General features: G+C 58.8%; 19 protein-coding genes and 2 pseudogenes. 8 read left to right on the top strand and 13 right to left on the bottom strand.

What is annotated here, in order from left to right; all coding sequences use genetic code 11:
- Positions 1-12: 12 nt before the first annotated feature.
- From GE543_RS11420 to GE543_RS27110, 6 genes are read right to left on the bottom strand one after another with little or no spacing between them, the layout of a single operon-like run.
- Positions 13-1,527 (bottom strand): ABC transporter substrate-binding protein, encoded by a 1,515-nt coding sequence (locus GE543_RS11420; RefSeq protein ID WP_003418984.1) that lies wholly within the window; start codon positions 1,525-1,527, stop codon positions 13-15.
- Positions 1,528-1,576: 49 nt separating this feature from the next.
- A complete protein-coding gene (locus GE543_RS11425) occupies positions 1,577-2,557 on the bottom strand; it encodes an ABC transporter ATP-binding protein (protein ID WP_153221476.1) in 981 nt (326 codons plus the stop codon).
- A complete protein-coding gene (locus tag GE543_RS11430) occupies positions 2,554-3,546 on the bottom strand; it encodes an ABC transporter ATP-binding protein (protein WP_153221477.1) in 993 nt (330 codons plus the stop codon). Before GE543_RS11430 ends, GE543_RS11425 begins: the two co-directional genes overlap by 4 nt.
- Positions 3,543-4,406, bottom strand: coding sequence for an ABC transporter permease (locus GE543_RS11435; protein ID WP_153221478.1), 864 nt, complete (start codon positions 4,404-4,406; stop codon positions 3,543-3,545). The genes GE543_RS11430 and GE543_RS11435 overlap by 4 nt, the downstream gene beginning before the upstream one ends.
- Positions 4,403-5,350 carry an ABC transporter permease gene (locus tag GE543_RS11440; protein ID WP_153221479.1) on the bottom strand — a complete coding sequence of 316 codons (948 nt, stop codon included), beginning with the start codon at positions 5,348-5,350 and terminating at the stop codon, positions 4,403-4,405. Before GE543_RS11440 ends, GE543_RS11435 begins: the two co-directional genes overlap by 4 nt.
- The gene (locus GE543_RS27110) at positions 5,350-5,505 is read right to left on the bottom strand and encodes a hypothetical protein (protein WP_003368637.1); all 156 of its coding nucleotides are present in this window, start codon (positions 5,503-5,505) and stop codon (positions 5,350-5,352) included. Before GE543_RS27110 ends, GE543_RS11440 begins: the two co-directional genes overlap by 1 nt.
- Positions 5,506-5,861: 356 nt before the next feature.
- On the opposite strand from GE543_RS27110, the gene GE543_RS11445 reads away from it, so the two are divergent.
- From GE543_RS11445 to GE543_RS11460, 5 genes and pseudogenes are all read left to right on the top strand, one after another.
- A complete protein-coding gene (locus GE543_RS11445; RefSeq protein WP_003368638.1) occupies positions 5,862-6,626 on the top strand; it encodes a LuxR family transcriptional regulator in 765 nt (254 codons plus the stop codon).
- Between the two features lie 95 nt (positions 6,627-6,721).
- Complete coding sequence (locus GE543_RS11450) at positions 6,722-7,663, top strand: proline iminopeptidase-family hydrolase (RefSeq protein ID WP_153221480.1); 942 nt, start codon at positions 6,722-6,724, stop codon at positions 7,661-7,663.
- A 267-nt stretch (positions 7,664-7,930) separates the two neighbouring features.
- Positions 7,931-8,698: pseudogene (locus tag GE543_RS27845) on the top strand (MCP four helix bundle domain-containing protein); the annotation flags it as partial.
- A gap of 69 nt (positions 8,699-8,767) precedes the next feature.
- Positions 8,768-9,556: a methyl-accepting chemotaxis protein gene (locus tag GE543_RS27850; protein WP_371927152.1), complete on the top strand. Its 789-nt coding sequence runs from the start codon at positions 8,768-8,770 to the stop codon at positions 9,554-9,556.
- Between the two features lie 407 nt (positions 9,557-9,963).
- A complete protein-coding gene (locus tag GE543_RS11460) occupies positions 9,964-10,464 on the top strand; it encodes a GAF domain-containing protein (protein ID WP_004411778.1) in 501 nt (166 codons plus the stop codon).
- Between the two features lie 13 nt (positions 10,465-10,477).
- Here the strand turns inward: GE543_RS11460 and GE543_RS11465 are convergent, their stop codons facing one another.
- Positions 10,478-10,933 (bottom strand): GNAT family N-acetyltransferase, encoded by a 456-nt coding sequence (locus GE543_RS11465; RefSeq protein ID WP_153221482.1) that lies wholly within the window; start codon positions 10,931-10,933, stop codon positions 10,478-10,480.
- A 362-nt stretch (positions 10,934-11,295) separates the two neighbouring features.
- Here GE543_RS11465 and GE543_RS11470 point away from each other — a divergent pair, with 362 nt between their 5' ends.
- The 3 genes from GE543_RS11470 to GE543_RS11480 all read left to right on the top strand — a co-directional run bounded on the left by GE543_RS11470 (position 11,296) and on the right by GE543_RS11480 (position 14,416).
- Positions 11,296-13,119: an EAL domain-containing protein gene (locus GE543_RS11470; RefSeq protein WP_153221483.1), complete on the top strand. Its 1,824-nt coding sequence runs from the start codon at positions 11,296-11,298 to the stop codon at positions 13,117-13,119.
- Positions 13,120-13,210: 91 nt separating this feature from the next.
- Positions 13,211-13,996 carry a sulfite exporter TauE/SafE family protein gene (locus GE543_RS11475; RefSeq protein WP_003419013.1) on the top strand — a complete coding sequence of 262 codons (786 nt, stop codon included), beginning with the start codon at positions 13,211-13,213 and terminating at the stop codon, positions 13,994-13,996.
- Positions 13,997-14,215: 219 nt separating this feature from the next.
- Positions 14,216-14,416 (top strand): hypothetical protein, encoded by a 201-nt coding sequence (locus GE543_RS11480; protein WP_153221484.1) that lies wholly within the window; start codon positions 14,216-14,218, stop codon positions 14,414-14,416.
- Positions 14,417-14,667: 251 nt separating this feature from the next.
- On the opposite strand, the gene GE543_RS11485 is transcribed toward GE543_RS11480, so the two are convergent.
- The 6 genes and pseudogenes from GE543_RS11485 to GE543_RS27255 form a co-directional block, all read right to left on the bottom strand.
- Positions 14,668-14,862, bottom strand: coding sequence for a hypothetical protein (locus GE543_RS11485; RefSeq protein ID WP_032699733.1), 195 nt, complete (start codon positions 14,860-14,862; stop codon positions 14,668-14,670).
- 190 nt (positions 14,863-15,052) lie between these two features.
- Positions 15,053-15,292, bottom strand: a complete 240-nt coding sequence (locus tag GE543_RS11490) for a PLDc N-terminal domain-containing protein (protein WP_003368647.1) — start codon at positions 15,290-15,292, stop codon at positions 15,053-15,055.
- 461 nt (positions 15,293-15,753) lie between these two features.
- Positions 15,754-17,307, bottom strand: a complete 1,554-nt coding sequence (garD, locus tag GE543_RS11495) for a galactarate dehydratase (RefSeq protein ID WP_003368648.1) — start codon at positions 17,305-17,307, stop codon at positions 15,754-15,756.
- A 10-nt stretch (positions 17,308-17,317) separates the two neighbouring features.
- On the bottom strand, positions 17,318-18,703 hold the full coding sequence (locus GE543_RS11500) for an MFS transporter (RefSeq protein WP_153221485.1): 1,386 nt from the start codon (positions 18,701-18,703) through the stop codon (positions 17,318-17,320).
- 165 nt (positions 18,704-18,868) lie between these two features.
- Positions 18,869-19,780, bottom strand: a complete 912-nt coding sequence (gene kdgD, locus GE543_RS11505) for a 5-dehydro-4-deoxyglucarate dehydratase (RefSeq protein WP_003313748.1) — start codon at positions 19,778-19,780, stop codon at positions 18,869-18,871.
- A gap of 90 nt (positions 19,781-19,870) precedes the next feature.
- Positions 19,871-20,072: pseudogene (locus GE543_RS27255) on the bottom strand (hypothetical protein); the annotation flags it as partial.

The following is a 20,072-nucleotide window of genomic DNA, read 5'->3' on the forward strand; positions in this document are numbered from 1 at the left end:
ACCCTGCTCATGTCACTTCTTGACCGTTTCTTCGAGCGTAAAGCGGCCCAGCGGGTTCTGACCGAAGTGCTCGATGTTCTTGCGCGACACACTGATGTAGGGACTGTAGTAGAGGTCAATCCAGTTGACGTCCGCCTTGGCCATTTTCTGCAGGTCGATGTACATCTGCTCACGCTTTTTCGGGTCCATCTCGACCCGTGCGGCAGCGACCAGCTCCTTGACCTTGTCGTTCTTGTAACGGGTCATGTAGTTATTGTTGGTGTCGTGGCCGAGCACGAAGGTGGTCTTCTGGTCCGGGTCGAGGATGTCGTTGGTCCAGTACATCACGGAGATGTCGTAGTCACCGGCAATCAGCATGTCCCAGCTCTGGCTCGGGTCGACTTTCTGCAGCGTTGTGGTCACGCCGACCTTGGCCAGTTGCTGTTGCAGCATGACCGCGATTTGCTCGTCGACCTCGTTGCCCGCGTTGACCACGTAATTGAGTTTCAGGTCCGATGCACCGGCGTCCGCCAGCATCTGCTTGGCCTTGACCGGGTCATAAGGGCGTTGCAGGTTGTCGGCGTAGTGGTAGAGCGCGCCTTTGGGAATGTAGGAATTGGCCACGGTGCCCAGCCCGAAGGTGGCGGCCTCGACCAGCGATTTCTTGTCGATGGCCATGTCCAGCGCCTGACGCACTTCCGGCTTGGCCAATGCGCCGTGTTCATGGTTGATCAGCAAGTGATCTTCACGGGTGGAGGGGTCGAGATGGACCACCAGATCGGGGTCCTTCTGCAGATTTGCGATGCGTGAGAACGGTATCCATATCGCAGCATCGAGCTCGCCCTTCTGGACCATGAGCGTGCGGGTGTTGTCGTCCGGCACCGAGATCCACTCGACACCGTCCAGGCTCACGCTCGGCGCTTCCCAGAAGTTGGGGTTCTTCGCCAGAATCACCCGGTCACCGCGCCGCCATTCCTTCACGGTAAATGCGCCGGAGCTGACAGGCTGCTCGGCATACGCCTCTTCGCCCATGCTCTTCATGGCTTTCTCGGAGAGAATCGACACGTTGGGCAGGGCCAGTTGCGAGAGGAACGAGGCCGAAGGATTCTTCAGCGTGATCACCAGCGTATGCGGATCTGTCGCGACGGCCTTGTCGATAATCTTGTAGGAATCGCTCCATAGCGAACCCTTGTCGTCGCGAATTCGCAGCAGGCTGAACACCGCGTCACTGGCCGTCAGGTCCGAGCCGTCGGAGAATTTGGCCGGACGCATCTTGAGCGTGTAGGTCAGCCCGTCAGGCGAGATCGACCAGCTTTCTGCCAGCCCTGGTACCAGCTTGGTGCCTTTGTCATCTACGCGGATCAGCACGTCGTAGACGTTGGAAAACACCCAGTTGTCGATGTTCTGCGCACTTTTGATCGGGTCGAACGTGGTGCCGTCCTCACGACGGCCGATGGTCAGCACGCCCGCAGCTTCGGCCACACCCGCCGCCAGGGAACAGGCCGCCAGCATGGCGACGGTCAGCATTTTCATTGGTCGAGCTTTCATACACAGAACTCCTTGTCGATGTCGGAACAGATGTCGTTACAGGTCAGGATCAAAAAATCGGGGCTTCCAGCACACAGTCGTAGCGCTGCTGGCCGACATGCCGGGTCGGTGGCGCGACGCTGGAACAGGTCGGCCTGGCAAACCGGCAACGCGGATGAAACGCGCAGCCGTCGGGTAAATTCAGGGGGCTTGGCGGCTCACCCTGCAACGGCTCGCCGGACAAAGGACGATCCGGATCGATTTCCGGAATCGCCTGAATCAGCGCCGCGGTATAGGGGTGGCGCGGCGAAACAAAGACATCCTCGACCGGGCCTTCTTCAACGATTCTGCCCAGGTACATGACCGCCACCCGATCACACAGGCGACGCACGATGGCCAGGTCATGGGCAATGAACAGAATCGCCAGATTCATGCGCTGGCGCAGCTCCAGCAGCAGGTTGATGATCTGCCCCTGAATCGAAACGTCCAGCGCCGCCACGCATTCGTCGGCAATGATCAGCCGTGGCTCGATGGCCAGCGCGCGGGCGATACCGACACGCTGACATTGTCCGCCACTCAAGACACCCGGCTTGCGTTCGGCAAATTCGGGCCGCAGACCGACCATGTCGAGCAGCTCGATGACCCGCGCCGGAATGTCGGAAGTGGCGACCTTGCGCTGCACGGCAAGCACCTCGGCCAGCGTCGCACCGATGGTCATTCGCGGGTTGAGCGAAGAGGACGGGTCCTGAAAGACCATCGCGGTTTCGCTGCGCAGGCGTTGCAGATTGATACCGCTGCCCTGGGCCATGTCGACGTCATCGAAGACGATCTGCCCGGAGGTAATGTCATTCAGGCGCAGAATGGCCCGCCCCAGCGTGCTCTTGCCGCTGCCGGACTCGCCGACCAGCCCCAGCGTTTCACCCGCACAAATGCTCAGCGATACGCCGTTGACGGCATGCACCCAACGCTTGTTGAGGCCCATGAAACCCGAGCCGGGGGCCGGGAAGCGCACCACCAGGTCATTGACGTTCAGCAGTGTGGTGCCGCTCATGAGACGGCCTCCCGGGATTGCACCAACGGGTAGTGACAGGCCGCAGCATGGGCAACGCCCATCGGCCGCATCAGCGGTAGCCTGTCAGGACAGTCTGCCCCTGCGTGACCGCAGCGGGCATGAAAACGACATCCGCCTGGCAGTGCATCGAGCAAAGGCGGCTGACCGGGAATGGTCCGTAGCAGTTCGCTGCCCGCGCTGCTGGCGGGCTGGCATTCGATCAGGCCGTGGGTATAAGGATGGCGTGCGCGGGCGAGCACGTCGCGCTTGCTGCCGTGCTCACACAGGCGACCGGCATACATCACCGCGATGGAGTCGCAAGTTTGTGCCACCACGCCGAGGTCGTGGGTGATCATGATCAAACACAGCCCGTGACGATCGCGCAGGTCCAGCAACAGGCGCAGGATTTGCGCCTGCACCGTCACATCCAGTGCGGTGGTCGGCTCGTCGGCGATCAGGACCTGCGGCCCACAGCCCAGCGCCACGGCAATCATCGCGCGCTGGCGCATTCCACCGGAAAACTCATGGGGAAAGTTATCCACACGCGACGCTGGATCGGGAATGCCAACCTGGCGCAAAAGATCGATGGCCTGCGCCCGGGCTTCACGCTTCGACGCGCCCTGATGCAGACGAACACCTTCGGCGATCTGCTCGCCGATACGCATCAGCGGGTCCAGGTGGCTACTGGGGTTCTGGAAAATCATGCCGATCCGCCGCCCGCGCATGGCCCGCATTCCAGCGGCATCCAGCTTCAACAGGTCGACATCATTGAGCCGTACCGAGCCGCCACGCACGTGCAGATCCGGCGACGGCATCAATTGCATCAGCGCCCGGCAGGCCATGGTCTTGCCAGAGCCGCTTTCACCGACCAGCCCGAGAATCTCGCCCTGGTGCAGGTCGAACGACAACCGGTCGACCAGCGTCACATCGCGGCCACGATGGCTCGCCACCACGCTCATCTCGCTGACCTGCAGCACGGGCGTACTCATTGCCGTTCTCCCAGGGCTTCGGCGACGCCGTCCGCCAACAGGCTGAAGCCCATAGCCAACGTCACGATGGCCAGGCCCGGAAAGGTGCAGATCCACCACGCAGAGGTGAGGAACGCCTGCCCTTCGGCGACCATCGTCCCCCACTCCGCCATCGGTGGTTGCACACCCAGGCCCAGGTAGCTGACCGATGCGCCGCTGAGCAACACCAGAACCGCGTCAGACATGGAAAACACAATCGAGCCGAACATCGCGTTGGGCAGCAGATGGCGGAACAGGATACGCAAGTGACCAAAACCCAGGCTCTTGGCTGCCAGGGCGAAATCGCTCTCCTTGAGCACCAGAATCTGTGAGCGGATCAGCCGCGCATAAGACACCCAGCCCACCAGTGCCATGGCAATGTAGAAGCTGCCCAGGCCTGGCCCGAGAATCGCGATGATCGCCAGCATCAGCACCAGAAACGGGAACGCCAGCACGATGTCGATCACGCGCATGCACAGGTTGTCGAAGCGTCCGCCGATGTAGCCCGACAAGGCGCCGACGAAGGTCCCGATCATGAACGGGAAGATCACCCCGATCACGCAGATCTGCAGGTCGACGCGTGCCGCCCAGATCACTCTGGACAGAATGTCGCGACCGAAATTGTCGGTGCCGAACGGATGCGCGAGGTGCGGCGCGAGCATGCGCAGCTCGGTGTTCTGGTAGATCGGATCGTAAGGTGCAAGCCATGGCGCAAACAGCGCCAGTATCAGCCACCCGCCCAATAAAGAGCCGCCCAGCAGCATCGCCAGCCGGCCATTGCGCAAACGCAGACGAAACCGGGAACGCCAGTGCGGACGAAGATGGGCATGGGCCACGGTCATTTGATATTCACCCGCGGGTCAATGGCCACCGTGGCCACATCGGCCAGGAAGTTCACGATCACCGTGGCACAGGCCAGCACCATGGCCACCCCCTGCACGACCATGTAATCGCGACTGAAGATGCCGCGCACCAGCAACTGACCGATGCCGGGAATCGCAAACAGACTTTCGATCACCACGGTGCCGCTGATCAGCCAGCCGATGTTTACTGCCAGCAGGTTGATCGAAGGCACCAGCGAATTGGGCAACACGTGGCGCCGAAACAGCGCACCTTCACTGAGGCCACGCGCCCGGGCCGCCGTCACATGATCGGCTTGCAGCTCCACGAGCATGCTCGCGCGCAGGTTGCGAATCAGCACCGCAGACAGGGCCAGCGCAATGGTCAGACAAGGCAGCACCAGGTGATGAACCTTGTCCAGCCAGTCGCTGCCGTAACCCGACACCGGAAACCAGCCAAGCTGCACACTGAACATCAGGATCAGCATGATGCCCAGCCAGAACGCCGGCATGCCCAGCCCTGTGGTGGTAAAGACGCGGATCAGGTTGTCGCTCCAACTGCCTTTGTTGCGCGCCGCGAGCGTGGCCAGGGGCACGGCGATCAGCAGCGCCAGCAGAACGCTGCCCAACACCAGAAATACGGTGGGCTCGATCCGTGTGCTGATCAGCTTGAGTACGTCTATCTTGTACAGCAGCGATTTGCCCATATCGCCCTGCACCAGGTTTTTCATGAAATACACGTACTGTGTCCACAGAGGCTCATCCAGACCATACTGGGCACGGATGTTGGCCAGGGCCTGCGGTGTGGAACGCGAACCCAGCAGGATGCGCGCCGGATCGCCGGGGATCGAACGCACCAGAATGAAGGTGACCAGGCTGATGCCGAACAGCACCGGCAGCAGCTGCAACGGACGCTGGAGAATGAAACGATAACGACCCAGATTCATCAGACGCCCCGATGCTGTGACAGAAAATTCAGCAGGACCGGAAAGTACGCCGCCGCCCCCTCTACGTAAAAGGGCAGAGCAAAGTTGTAGTCGAACATTGACCATCCGTCGACTTTGATTGTTTTCAGCTCATCCGGCCTGTGTTCATAGCCCATTGCACTGCACCTTTGCGGACGACGCTCATGGCATCAACCCTATCCTGCAAGGCGAGCGCAGACAGCTAGCAATTCTTATAGGTTTTACAGGACTGGCAGCCGATTGGGCGCACGCGTGGCACCGTCCTTGCTAATTGTTATATTAGGCTTTGTACGAAAAGTCGGCGAGCGAAGGTCAGGCGAGGCAAAAACAGGCGAGGAACGGCCGGGGTCGCGTTCGACTCTACGTGTTGTAAATGAGCATTCCGATTGGACTCGCATCCGAGCCTGTTTTTAACGAAGCATCACCGAGCGCAGCCACTTTTCGTACAGAGCCTAGAGCCCTACATCGGCTCAATGACAAAGGAGGTCATGCCATGCATATCAGGTTGTCGGATTTCAATTCGCGGCTGCAGTCTGCATCCACGCTGGATCAGCAAATGGATTGCGCGCTGCTGCTGGCATCGGATCTCGGATTCGATGCCGTGATTTACGACTACAGCCCGGTGCCGGTGTCCCATGATGGAGCACTGATCACCCCGTCGCTGCTGTCATTGCGCAATACGCCTGCGGACTGGTACGCGCTTTGGTGCAGTCAGGGCTATTACCAGATCGATCCGGTGCAACACCTGGCCGTCGCCAGCGTCTCGCCTTTTGTATGGTCATACCAGCCCAGGGCCGAGACGGTCCTGAAAACGTTCATCACGGATATGCACAAGCCAGTGGTGCGCTACCTGCATGACTCACACATGACCTGTGGCGTGACGGTGCCGATCCACATGCCCAAAGGCGGTTTCGCCACACTGACCGGTCTGTGTGCGGACGGCAGCGACGTCGCCCTCGAGGACGCGCGCCAGAGCCTGGCCGAGTTTGGCCTGCTTGCTCACGCCTTTCAGGAGGTCGCCTACCCGCTGTTCGACCAGAAAATTCGCTCGTGCAATGCGATCAGGCTGACCCCGCGCGAGCGCGAATGCCTGAGCTGGTCTGCCGAGGGACTGACGGCCAGAGAGATTGCCGATCAGCTCAACCGTTCTGTCGCCACGGTGACCTTGCACCTGAATTCGGCCATGCAGAAGCTGGGGGCCAAAAACCGTGTACAGGCGGTGGTGCGTGCCGTTCACTACCGTTTACTCGACCACTGACCGGTTTATCGGCCAAAACCTATCATTTTCTATAGTTATGAGACGCAAGACGCCGCGCTATGGTGCCCCCAAACTATCCAGCAGGGACCGGCGACATGGCAGATATGACGATCAAGGAAGGTTTCGCGCCCTTTGGCGAACATCAGACGTGGTATCGCATCACAGGTGACCTGCACGGTCCCGGCACACCACTGGTCATTCTGCACGGCGGCCCCGGTTGTACGCATGACTACGTCGATTCGTTCAAGGACATCGCCAGCACCGGCCGGGCCGTTATCCACTACGATCAGTTGGGTAACGGAAAGTCGACTCGACTGCCAAAAAAAGGTGATGACTTCTGGACGGTCGATCTGTTCTTGAGCGAACTCGACAACCTGCTTGAGCACCTGGGCATCGAAAACGACTACGCATTGCTGGGCCAGTCGTGGGGCGGCATGCTGGCGGCAGAGCATGCCGTGCGTGAACCTTCGCCCGAAAACTCATCCAACGGGCTTAAGGCACTGATCATCGCCAACTCCCCCGCAGACATGCTCACTTGGGTAAACGAGGCCAACCGGCTGCGCGAGGATCTGCCAGCCGATGTGCAGGCTACGTTGCTCAAGCACGAAGAGGCGGGAACCTTGAAAGACCCGGAATACCTGAAAGCCTCGCGGGTATTTTATGACCGCCATGTCTGCCGCATCACCCCATGGCCGGAGGAGGTAAAACGTACCTTCGACGCGATTGACGCCGATCCGACCGTCTACCACGCCATGAATGGCCCTACCGAGTTTCACGTTATCGGCACGATGAAGGACTGGACCATCGTCAATCGCCTGAAACGCATCAGCGTTCCGACCTTGCTGATTTCCGGGAAGTATGACGAAGCCACACCGCTTGTCGTGAAGCCCTATGTGGATAACGTCCCCAACATCAGTTGGTCTGTTTTTGAAGAGTCCAGTCACATGCCCCATGTAGAAGAACGAATGGCCTGCATGGGATGCATCGCAGGTTTTCTGGACACGTTGGTCGAACCGGTTGAAGAGTCCGCAGCTTGACGTTCAGGACTGATGGATCCATGCTTTTGGAGTTGTATTATTAGAGCGAATACTTTAATAACATTCACCCGACTAACGGTTAACTTTGTTCACAGTATTACTGGAACTTTTTCATAACATACGGTTGCCTGACAGCGAATGATTGCATAAAGCCATTATGAAATAACTTTCATGGCTGTTTTGTTAAAGCTCTCTCGTTTTCAGCAGAAAAACAGTTATTGGAAGGAAAGTACTTGCCTTCCGCCTGTTTTGCCGCTGGAGGCAACCATGAACCTCAGATCGTTAAGTATTTCACGCAGGGCCTCCCTGTGCTTTGGCGTCATTACCTTGCTGTTGATCGGTCTGGGTGCCTTCTCCTATGTACAGATCGGCCACTTGCGCGTCGCCGAGCAGAACATAGAAGAAAACTCACTGCCCAGCATCCAGGTCGTCGACGACATTCAGATCGCCCTGCTTCACGCCCGCCTGGAAAGCATCAGGATGCTCGCCAGCAACGATCCGAGCGTACACGCCACCGCAGAGGCCAAGGTCCGGGAAGCGATCGAGGCACTGCGTACCAACAGCGACTTCTATCAAAAACACCTGCTGTCGGGGGAAGCCGACCGGGCGCAATTCGAAGAAGCCAATAACAAGATGGGTGTTTACATTGACGGCTTGAAACAGGTTGTCGCGCTGGACAGTTCTGATCACGAAAGAGCGGTTTCCCTTGCCAACGGCGAGCAAGCCCAAAAGGCCACTGCCTATCAGGAAAAACTTACTGCGCTACGCGGGCACAATGCTGAAGAAGCGGTCGTCTCCGGGAAAGATGCCACTGCAGTCTACGACCACAGCGTCAACGTGTTGATGACTGTGCTGATCGCAGCGTTCCTGCTTACCGTGGTACTCGCGATTGCCCTGACACGCAGCATTGTCGACCCGATCAGCATCTCGCTGAAACTGGCGGAAGACATTGCCGCCGGCGATCTGACCCGGCAATTAAGCGTTAGCGGCAGTGATGAAGCATCACGCTTGATGACTGCGCTCAACACCATGTCGGGGAATCTGCGCACCACCATTCATGAAATTTCCGGCGCGTCCGCGCAACTGAGCACCGCCGCCGTCGAAATGACGTCGATCACCGAAAGCGCCGACCGCACACTGCAACAGCAGAACAGCGAAATCGAGCAGGCAGCTACCGCGGTAAACGAAATGAGTGCTGCCGTAGAAGAGGTCGCTCGTAATGCTACGTCGACCTCGCAGGCTGCCCAACAGTCGAGCCTTTCCGCCGATCTGGGTAACCAGCGCGTTGCTGAAACCCTGACCGCCATGCAGAACCTGACAGGCCTGGTCGAGGGCTCTTCCGCGCAGGTTACTGCGCTTGCCGGTCAGGCTCAGAACATCAGCAAAGTATTGGGCGTGATTCGCGGCATTGCCGAACAGACCAACCTGCTGGCACTCAACGCCGCCATCGAAGCTGCGCGTGCTGGCGAACAGGGTCGCGGCTTCGCTGTGGTAGCCGATGAAGTACGGGCTCTGGCGCACCGCACACAGACGTCCACGCAAGAAGTCGAACAGATGATTTCCGCGATTCAGGCCGGTTCTTCCGCCACGGTCGAGTCCATGCAGAAGAGCACTCAGGAAGTTCACAGCACTCGCAAGACCGCAGAAGACGCCGGAGAGTCGCTGCGCCAGATCACCGACTCTGTACTCGAAATCAATAACCGTAACCTGCAGATCGCGGCGGCCTCCGAGCAGCAGGCGCATGTCGCGCGCGATGTCGACAGAAGCCTGGTCAGCATTCGTGACCTGGCCGTGCAGAGCAGCGAAGGCACGCGGCAGACCCTGATCGCCAGCACCGAACTTTCGCAGTTGGCGGTCAACCTGAATGATCTGGTTCTGCGCTTCAAGACGTAATCCTGGCATCCACGCTGACCAGGCATGACAGAAGGGCAGCAGATTCGTCTGCTGCCCTTCTTTTATAGAGCCAGTCGCGCTCGACAAAAAACCGATAACGGTCCCGCTCCTACAGCCCCCCTCCTTTCAAAACCTGCAAGCCGCCCCCCTCTGCTGACAGCCTGTCAGACGCATTGCGTCACTAGTTGAAATAGGATCCATGAAGACCTGTTGACGAGCTCAGACTAATTGAAAAAGCCCGTAACGTTGACAGGGGCATTAAACTCATTCGATAGTTGGCGGCGAACAACAAAATATTTCATGTAAGCCACGATCAGGTATGACACGATCACTTCCTGCACGGGATCGGCAGCGCCCGGCGTACTGCCAAGGCCGCATCAGTGCTTTTATGACCAGGATGAGACATTTTGAACAACAACCTGACTTCCGCAGAGCTGGCAGTCATCAGTGAAATCGAGGCCACTTCCAGTCTGCTACGGCTGGTAACCCGGCTGACCGGGCTGAGATTTGCGGCAATCGCCAAAGTCACCGAGGCCAGCTGGACTGCATGCGCTGTTTACGACGAAATCCAGTTCGGGCTGGAAGCCGGTCATCAGCTCAAGCTGGAGACCACGTTCTGCAATGAATTGCGTCAGCATCGCCAGCCTATCGTGATCAACGAAGTCGCGACCGACCCCGTCTACGCAGAACATCCCATTACTAAAATGTATGGTTTCCAGAGCTATTTCTCGTTGCCGATCATTTTTCCCAACGGCGATTTCTTCGGCACCCTGTGCGGCCTGGATACCAAGCCTGCGCCACTCGATGATGCCAATACCCTCGATACCCTGAAAGTATTCTGCACGCTGATCGCCAGCACGCTGTACGCGCACTATCAACTTCAGGAAATGCAGGAAGTTACCGCTTAAGGCATGGAATGCCTCAGACGCACAGTTGCCGCTCCATGATAAACGTGCGCTCTTCTCCCTCCAGATGTTCCCGCACCACGCTGAAGCCCAGTGCCAGATAGAACTCCCGCGCAGTCAAGGATGACGGTACAACCATCCGCGCCGCGCCCGCCTTGCGTGCGACAACCTCCAGCTCGGCCATCAACAAACGCCCGATCCCCTGCCGATGCCTGTCAGGGTCGACGAATACCGAACGCACGATCTCTCCCTCCAGACTCGCAGTGCCCACCACCACGTTGCCCTCTGACGCCACGAATACTTGCCGCTGCTGCATGAGCCGCTCGATCGCAGCCGGGCTGAAACTCAATTGCACGCGCTCGATCACACTGGCGGGATAGTCCTTGGCATTGCTGGTTCGCAAGGCCGCCAATATCACGCGGCTGATGGCATCAGCGTCCGCCATGCGGGCGGGTCGCACCTCGATGTTCATGGTGTGGCTCCTGATTACCTTGCGATGGGTGAGCTCATTTTCAGAGAGAGCAGGCAAGCAACACACGCCTTCATACGATGAGGCCTTTGCTCACTCAGCATGTGAAAAGGTAGCCGAAGAGCCTGCATGATGACGCTCGATTCACTTATTTTCGGCCAGTCGACGAATGGTAGTGCTCGCAAGCTACCGTAAACAAACGGCCAACCCCTCGCCGTGCGCGGCTTGAACAACGATACCGTTCAAAAAATCCGATCTGCGGCCGATTAATCGGTATCTCGCCGCTGTGGTCGGAATCTTTTCGTCTGTTAAAGTGAGTTTCGTGATGTCATATAGTCATCATCGAGCACCCATTGAGAATCGTCATGAACGCCAGTGCCCCCATTCCCCTGAATGAAACGCAACGTCTGTTGCGCATACGGGAGCTGTGCGTGCTTGAAGATACGTCCGATGACGTATTCGATGAAATCGTCGCGATGACCGCTGCATTTTTCGAGACGCCGATTGCCCTGATCTCGATCGTCGATGAGCATCGTCAGTGGTTCCGCGCCAGGGTGGGCCTGAATGCCCGTGAAACACCGCGTAACGTGTCCTTCTGCGCCTACACCATCCTGTCCGACACGCTGTTCGAGATTCCCGACGCGACGCTCGACCAACGCTTCGTGAACAACAGCCTGGTGACCGGCCACCCTGACATTCGTTACTACGCAGGCGCGCCACTGATCACCGATGACGGCATTGCCCTGGGCAGCCTGTGCGTGATCGACACCAAGCCGCGCGAGCCGATGAGCGAATACCAGACGCAGATGCTCAAGCGCTTTGCCTCACTGGTGATGAAGCGCATTGTCGGCCTGAGACTCAGTTGCTTCATTGATCAGCCCACCGGCCTGTACAACCGCTCGCGCCTGCAGGAAGACATCACTCAGGCAGTGGCATCCAGTGTCGATTATCAGTTGGTCGTGGTGGACATGATTACCTCCGCGTTCCTCAACGACATCGTCAAGGCCCTGGGTTACAGCTTTTCGCAGGATCTGGTGACGGCGATCAAGAGCCGCCTGGAGAGCCTGCTGCCGCCAACCTGCTCACTGTACAAGGTCAGCCCTACGCGCTTCGGCTTTCTGTTGGCAGGGGAACGTACCCCCGAACACCTGTTCCGCACCATCCTCAAAGACTTCGAGACGCCCGTTGAGTGTCGGGGCATTCCCGTTCAGATGCAGGTCGGGCTCGGGGTCGTGACCCTGAACCGCAATCCGGTCGAAGAACAGGACTGGATGCGCATGGTGATCAGCGCCGCCGACGATGCCCGCGACCGCGATCTCGGCTGGGCGATGTATGAACCGCACTTCGACGCCGCCCAGCAGCGTGCTTTCAAACTGCTGAGTTCGTTGACCGGTGCGGTGCACGCTCACGATCAACTGCGTCTGGTCTACCAGCCGCGTATCGACCTCGACTCCGGCCTGTGTACGTCAGTAGAGGCCTTGCTGCGCTGGAATCACCCGACACTCGGGGCCATCGGGCCTGCCGAGTTCGTGCCGCTGGCCGAGAAGACCGCGCTGATGCGCCCGCTGAGTCTTTGGGTGCTGACCCGTGCCATCGAACAGGCCGCTCGCTGGCAGCAACAGGGCTTCGATTTCCGTATTGCGATCAACGTGACGCCCGAAGACCTCACCGGCCCTGCGTTCACTGACCGGATGATCCGTCTGCTGGGCAAGCACAAGATCGACCCTACCCGCTTCGAGCTGGAGTTCACTGAAGGCGCGCTGATGCACAACCCGGCAGAAGTACGCCACCAGCTGGAGCGCATGCGTCAGATGGGCATGGATGTGGCAATCGATGACTTCGGCACGGGCTACAGCAACTGGAATTACCTGCGGCAGTTGCCTGCGACGACAGTCAAGCTCGACCAGTCGCTGATCCGCAATCTGGCGTCCGACAAAACCGATCAGCGTCTGGTCAAGGCATTGATCGGTCTGGCCAAGAAACTCGGTTACTGGGTCGTGGCCGAGGGCATCGAAACCGATGAGATTCGTCGCCTGGTCAAGCAGTGGGGTTGCGATGAAGGCCAGGGCTACCTGATCGCCAAACCCATCGAAGCCGAGGCTCTTCTGAACTGGATCGGCCCGAACCAACGCCTGCAGAGTGCTGCCGAAGCCGCGGAAGCGGCAATCGTGCGCGACAAACGGTTATAACCTTAGAACACATCTTCATAACCGTTTACACCACAAGCCGTTATGCTGCCCGCCACTTTTTGCCTATGCGTTTGCTTGAAAAAGGTTGGATATGGAAGCGGGTGGTCTGGGTTTCGTCGTTGCAGGTCTGGTAGTCGGTTTCATCGTTGGCATGACCGGGGTCGGCGGCGGCTCGCTGATGACGCCGATACTGTTGTGGTTCGGCATCAATCCGGCCACGGCGGTCGGCACGGACTTGCTGTACGCGGCGATTACCAAATCCGGCGGGGTTCTGGTCCATCGCAAGCACGACAACATCGACTGGAAAGTCACCGGGCTGCTGACCCTGGGCAGCGTCCCGGCGGTGCTCATGACGCTGTGGTTTCTGAGCACCCTGCATACCGCCCCCGAAGCGCTCAATGCGATCATCAAGCAGGCACTCGGGTTCGTGCTGCTGCTCACTGCACTCGCCGTGCTGTTCAAGAAAAAACTGCTGGCCTTCGCTCACCGGCGAGGAGACGGCTACTCGTTTTTCAGCGGCACCAGCCTGACGGTACTGACCGTCATCACCGGCCTGATCCTCGGCACCATGGTTGCACTCACCTCCATCGGTGCAGGCGCGCTGGGCACGGTGGCATTGTTCATCCTCTATCCACTGCTGCCGACCCGGCGTCTGGTGGGTACGGAGATCGCCCACGCGGTGCCTCTCACGCTGGTCGCAGGCCTGGGTCATGCGAGCATGGGCAACATGAACTGGGAATTGCTGGGCTGGCTGCTGATGGGCTCACTGCCCGGTATCTACCTGGGCAGCCACATGGCCGGCCGCGTCTCCGATGACCTGCTACGGCCCTTCCTTGCCATCATGCTGGGCACCATCGGCTTCAAGCTGGCGTTCTGATCGGCGCTTATCCATCAGCCTGTCACATTTCTGAGTCAGGCTTGCCCACGAACACAGCCTCGATAGCCGCAGAGCCCGTTTGCTGGCAGGCTGTGCGCACTCATCGGGAATTGTAATTTTTTGTAGCGAGACACCGATTTTCGGCGCAGGATTTCGTGCGTCAGCTTTAGCGCCGATGACCCGGCACAGACTTACCCTCACTGAAAGGAGATGCCAACAATGCTCATCCGAATTGAAGAAGGTGTATATGGCGACGCATGGGTTGTAATACTGGACGACTACCCGGTCAAATGCCGGAGCTGGCAGGAAGCCAGAGAATTTGCCGACCGCATGAAATCCAGAATCGACGCGCCTCATTCGCTGCCGCATATGGCACGCCGCGCAGCCGCTGAAATAAGCGTTCAGACGGCCGCCCGCTAGACCGACGCCCTCTCCGCGAATTAATCCATACAGCGTTGCCAGGCAATGGGCGACGCTGCTTCACCCCGTCATGACGCCGCTTGAATTATCCAACCACTTCTCGTTTCCATGACATCCGTTTCACATCCCCTTCACGTCCGGCTGCGTAAATTGGCCCTACTCCTTTGATGAATCCCATTTGGCCCACCCCGTTGTGGGCCATTTTTTTGCCTGCAGAAAAGTGCCGGTGCTCCCGCGCTGATGCGGCAGGATTACTCGCCTTGCGCTGCGGGAGACGATGACACAGCCAGCACCTGGCTGCTCAATACGCCAGCATTCAGCTCTGCCAGCCGATCACTGCCGGTGCCATTGGCAACGTGATTGCTCCAGCTCGCCACCGAAACTGCCATCCAGCCCAGCACAAACAACGCAGCTGCCTGTAACGCCCACTTGGTCAAGATCGACATACGCTTTCTCCTTGTTCAGGTCTGGATGGCAAGCATGTAAACACCTCACCATTGCAGAAGAATTGCAGAGATTTTTATTTTTGCCAGCCGATATTTCACCTTCGTGAGCAAAGGTGTCGAAAAACAGAAGGGAGCGGTCTACAAGGGAAAATACCCACGCCCGCAGGCGGGGTATTTTTGAAAAGCGGGGTCAGTACTTGGTGCTTTGCTGCTCAGGTCTGGCCGGTGTGTCCACATGACTCGGACCCGCAATCAGCAGAGCCAGCACGCCAACGATCGGCACGGCAACAACGACAATGATCCACATCAGCTTGTTGCTGGATTGTGTCTTGCTCTTGCGAATACGCAGTACTGCCCAGATGTCCGAAATCACGATCAGGGCGGTCAGCGCTGCGAACAACCACAAATGATTTTCCGATATCCAACCCATTTGAAATCTCCTGCACCATCAACGAAGGCAGCCAGACCGGCTGCCCTACTGTAGAAGAGGTCAAAAAGGACCTTAAAGTTCAGAGAATATTTCGGATTGTGACCGGGTGCTCAGCGCACAGGCAAGAACGGACGCAGAGCGTTCAGAACGGCATGCCCAGGCAGCGCATGGGCAAGGTAGGCGTATTTACCCGCACATCGTTCCTCACGCGGAGCGTGCGGAACGATCATCGCAACTATCGTGCGGCGCTCTGCGTCGTATGCCTTTCCAGACGCTCTGCGTCCTCTTGCGACGCAGAGCGTCGGGAACTGCATTCCCACGCGGAGCGTGCGGAACGATCATCTCAACTATCGTGCGGCGCTCTGCGTCGTATGCCTTTCTGGACGCTCCGCGTCCTCTTGCGACGCAGAGCGTCGGGAACTGCAGTCCACAGCGTGGGCATGCCGTTCGTGACGCTCCAGTCAGGTAATCGGTGCCGGGTTGAAGAGCGTGATGTCGTTGTGCAGGCGGTAATGCTCGGTCCAGGTCTTCTTCTTGCCGCTGGCCACGTCCAGGTAGAAGTGGAAAAGCTCCCAGCCCAGGTCCTCGATGCTCGCGCGTCCGGTCGCGATGCGTCCGGCGTCTATATCGATCAGGTCAGGCCAGCGCTGGGCCAGTTCGGTACGGGTCGAAACCTTCACCACCGGCGCCATCGCCAGACCATACGGCGTACCGCGTCCTGTGGTGAACACATGCAGGTTCATGCCGGCAGCCAGTTGCAAGGTGCCGCAGACAAAGTCACTGGCCGGTGTCGCGCAGAAGATCAATCCCTTGCCGCTGACCCGCTCGCCCGGGCCGAGTACGCCGTTGATGGCGCTGCTGCCTGATTTGACGATCGATCCCAGAGACTTCTCGACGATGTTCGACAACCCGCCCTTCTTGTTGCCCGGCGTGGTGTTGGCGCTGCGGTCTGCCTCGCCTTTGGCCAGATAGCGATCGTACCAGTCCATCTCCCGCACCAGCGCCTGTGCGACGTCCTGATCCTGTGCGCGGGAAGTCAGCAAATAGATAGCATCCCGCACTTCGGTCACTTCAGAAAACATCACCGTAGCCCCAGCGCGCAACAGCAGGTCCGATGCGTAACCCAGCGCCGGGTTGGCGGTAATGCCGGAAAACGCATCACTGCCGCCGCACTGCATGCCCAGAATCAACTCCGACGCCGGAACCGTTTCGCGACGCCGCAGATCCAGCTTTTTCAAACGCGTCTCGGCCAGCTCCATGATCTGCTCGATCATTTCATTGAAACCGTGGCTGGAGTCCTGCAGCCGATACAGCCAAGGCTCGCTGAGGTCCACCGAGCTGTCGCCCTCATGCATGACCTGCCCGGCCTGCAACTTCTCGCAGCCCAGGCTTATCACCAGCGCCTCGCCACCCAGATTCGGGTTGCGTGCCAGGTTACGCACCGTGCGGATCGGGATGTAGGCATCGGTGGCCGTAATGGCCACGCCGCAGCCATAGCTGTGGGTCAGCGCCACGACGTCATCGACGTTCGGGTACTTGGGCAACAGTTCGTCACGGATGCGTTTGACCGCATGGTCGAGCACACCGGTCACGCACTGCACGGTGGTGGTGATGCCCAGAATGTTGCGAGTGCCCACGGTGCCGTCGGCGTTGCGATAGCCTTCGAAGGTGTAACCCTCGAGCGGCGCCTGCTTTTCCGGCACCGCATCGGACATCGGCAGGCTGTCGAGCGCCGGCGCGGAAGGCATGCGCAGTTGGTCTTCCCTGACCCAACTGCCGCGCGGTATCGGTTGCAGTGCATAGCCAATGGTGTGGCCGTAACGAATCACGGCCTCGCCCACGGCCAGGTCAACGGTACTGACCTTGTGGCTCTGCGGTACGTTATCGACAGTGACCAGGCCGTTGTCGAATTCGGTTCCGGCCGGCACACCCTGGTCGTTGACCACAACCACGACGTTATCCAGCGGATGCAGCCGGATATAACGTGGCGAATCGGCATGTTGAATCAGGTTCATCACGGTTTCCTCAGGATTTTGCTTCGGAAAGGTCGCTGACCGAGTCGTTCAGCAATGGCCCCTTGGCAGGCGGCTCTTTCAATTCCACACGCTTGATTTCACCCACGATGAAAATGTAACTGATCACCGCCACCAGCGCGTTGGCGCCCACGAACACTAGCGCCCATTTGAACGAGCCGGTGCTGCTGATGATGTAGCCAATCACGATCGGAGTGGTGATCGATGCAATGTTACCGAAGGTGTTGAACAGGCCGCCGCTCAAACCGGCGATCTGCTTGGGCGATACGTCGGACATCACAGCCCAGCCCAGCGCACCCACGCCCTTGCCGAAGAATGCCAGGGCCATGAAGCCCACGACCACCCATTCGACATCGACGTAGTTGCAGGTCACGATCGAGGTCGACAGCAGCAGGCCACCGATGATCGGCGCCTTGCGCGCGAAGGTCAGCGAATGGCCCTTGCGCAGCAGGTAGTCGGAAATGATCCCGCCCAACACGCCGCCGATGAAACCGCAGATCGCCGGCAGAGACGCGATGATGCCGGCCTTGAGGATGGTCATGCCGCGCTCCTGAACCAGGTACACCGGGAACCAGGTCAGGAAGAAGTAGGTGATGCCGTTGATGCAGTATTGGCTAAGGTATATACCCAGCATCATGCGGTTGGTCAGCAACTGGCGGATGTAATCCCACTTGGGGCCGCTGCTGGCTGTTTTTTGTGTGCCTTTGCCCTTGTCCTGATCCAGATCGACCAGCGCGCCATTGCTGGAAATGTGCTCCAGTTCGGCCTCGTTGATCATCGGGTGGTTGCGCGGGCCGTAGATGACCTTCATCCAGATCATGGAGAACACGATACCGAACGCGCCCATCACGACGAACACGTGCTGCCAGCCGTAGGTGTAGACAATCCAGCCCATCAGCGGAGCGAACAGCACGGTGGCGAAGTACTGCGCCGAGTTGAAGATCGCCGAAGCAGTGCCGCGTTCGGCGGTCGGGAACCAGGCGGCGACAATGCGCGCGTTACCCGGGAAGGAAGGCGCTTCGGCCAGACCGACCAGAAAGCGCAGCATGAACAGCGCAACGATTGCCGTGGAGACGCCGAACTCGCCCACATAGCCTTGCAGCAGGGTGAACAGCGACCAGGTGAAAATGCTCATGGCGTAGACTTTCTTCGACCCGAAACGGTCGAGCAGCCAGCCACCGGGAATCTGACCGGCCACGTAGGCCCAGCCGAATGCGGAGAAAATATAGCCCAGCGTGACGGCACTGATGCCCAGGTCTTTCTGAATGCTGGAACCAGCGATAGCGATGGTGGCGCGGTCAGCGTAGTTGATCGTGGTGACCAGAAACAGCATCAACAGGATCAAATAGCGGACGTGCGTCGGCTTGGACTTTTGCATGGTAGAGCTCCCACTGATTATTTTTTTACGCGGGTAAAGCTGTTTTTTGGGTGTAGCGTTACAGGCCCCTTGGCAGCGTCACGGCGACGACCTCTGCCACCTGTAATGGTCATGCAGTGCAACGAAAAAACCGCTGATCGCTCAGCGGCTTTGTCGTGGCAGGTGTTATTGCTTGCCTTGCTTGTCCATCAGTGCAGCGAGCATGTCGCACTCGTCTGGCGTCAGATCGGTCAATGGTGCGCGTACCGGACCTGCGTCATAACCGGCGATCTTCGCGCCGGCCTTGACGATGCTCACGGCATAGCCAGCCTTGCGGTTGCGGATTTCCAGGTAAGGCAGGAAGAAATCGTCGATGTATTTACCGACCGCCTGATGATCGTCGCGGGCGATGGCGTGGTAGAAGTCCATCGCCAGTTTCGGTACGAAGTTGAACACTGCGGACGAGTAGACCGGCACGCCCAGCGCCTTGTAGGCCGCGGCATAGACTTCAGCGGTCGGCAGGCCGCCCAGGTACGAGAAGCGGTCACCGAGACGGCGGCGGATCGAAACCATCAGTTCGATATCACCCAGGCCATCCTTGTAACCGATCAGGTTCGGGCAACGCTCGGCCAGTTGTTCCAGCAGGGTTGGCGTCAGGCGGCAGACATTACGGTTGTAGACCACCACACCGATCTTCACCGATTTGCACACGGCTTCGACGTGCGCGGCAACGCCGTCCTGGCTGGCTTCGGTCAGGTAGTGCGGCAGCAGCAGCAAGCCCTTGGCGCCCAGACGCTCGGCTTCCTGAGCGTACTCGATGGCCTGACGAGTCGCACCGCCTACACCGGCCAGGATTGGCACGCTGGTGGCGCAGGTGTCGACGGCAGTCTTGATGATTTCGGAGTATTCGCTGGCAGCCAGGGAGAAAAACTCACCGGTGCCGCCCGCGGCGAACAAAGCGCTTGCGCCATAAGGGGCCAGCCACTCGAGACGTTTGATGTAGCCGGCGCGGTGGAAGTCGCCCTGGGCATTGAAATCGGTAACCGGGAAGGACAGCAGACCGGATGAGAGGATGGACTTCAGTTCTTGTGGATTCATTATTCGAACACCCTGGAGGACATAATTGTTAGAGGATCACCGGGTCAGTGCCGATGTCGTAAGTCATCGTACAACTGATAATAAAATCACTCAACAGGGATTTTCGGGTTTTTTCAGAAGGAGAAGACGAGGTCCGGTTTTGATTTTTACGCTGCCGCGCAGATGTTTGACGCGGAGCGTCAAGACCGGCATTCCCACGCTGGAGCGTGCGCAACGATAGTCAAAACCGCAGCCACTGCCGCAAAAGTGCTTTTCTACCACGATGGCACGGACGACGCAGAGTGCGACGTAA

Source organism: Pseudomonas sp. SZ57, from assembly GCF_009495975.1.
Classification (GTDB): domain Bacteria; phylum Pseudomonadota; class Gammaproteobacteria; order Pseudomonadales; family Pseudomonadaceae; genus Aquipseudomonas; species Aquipseudomonas syringae.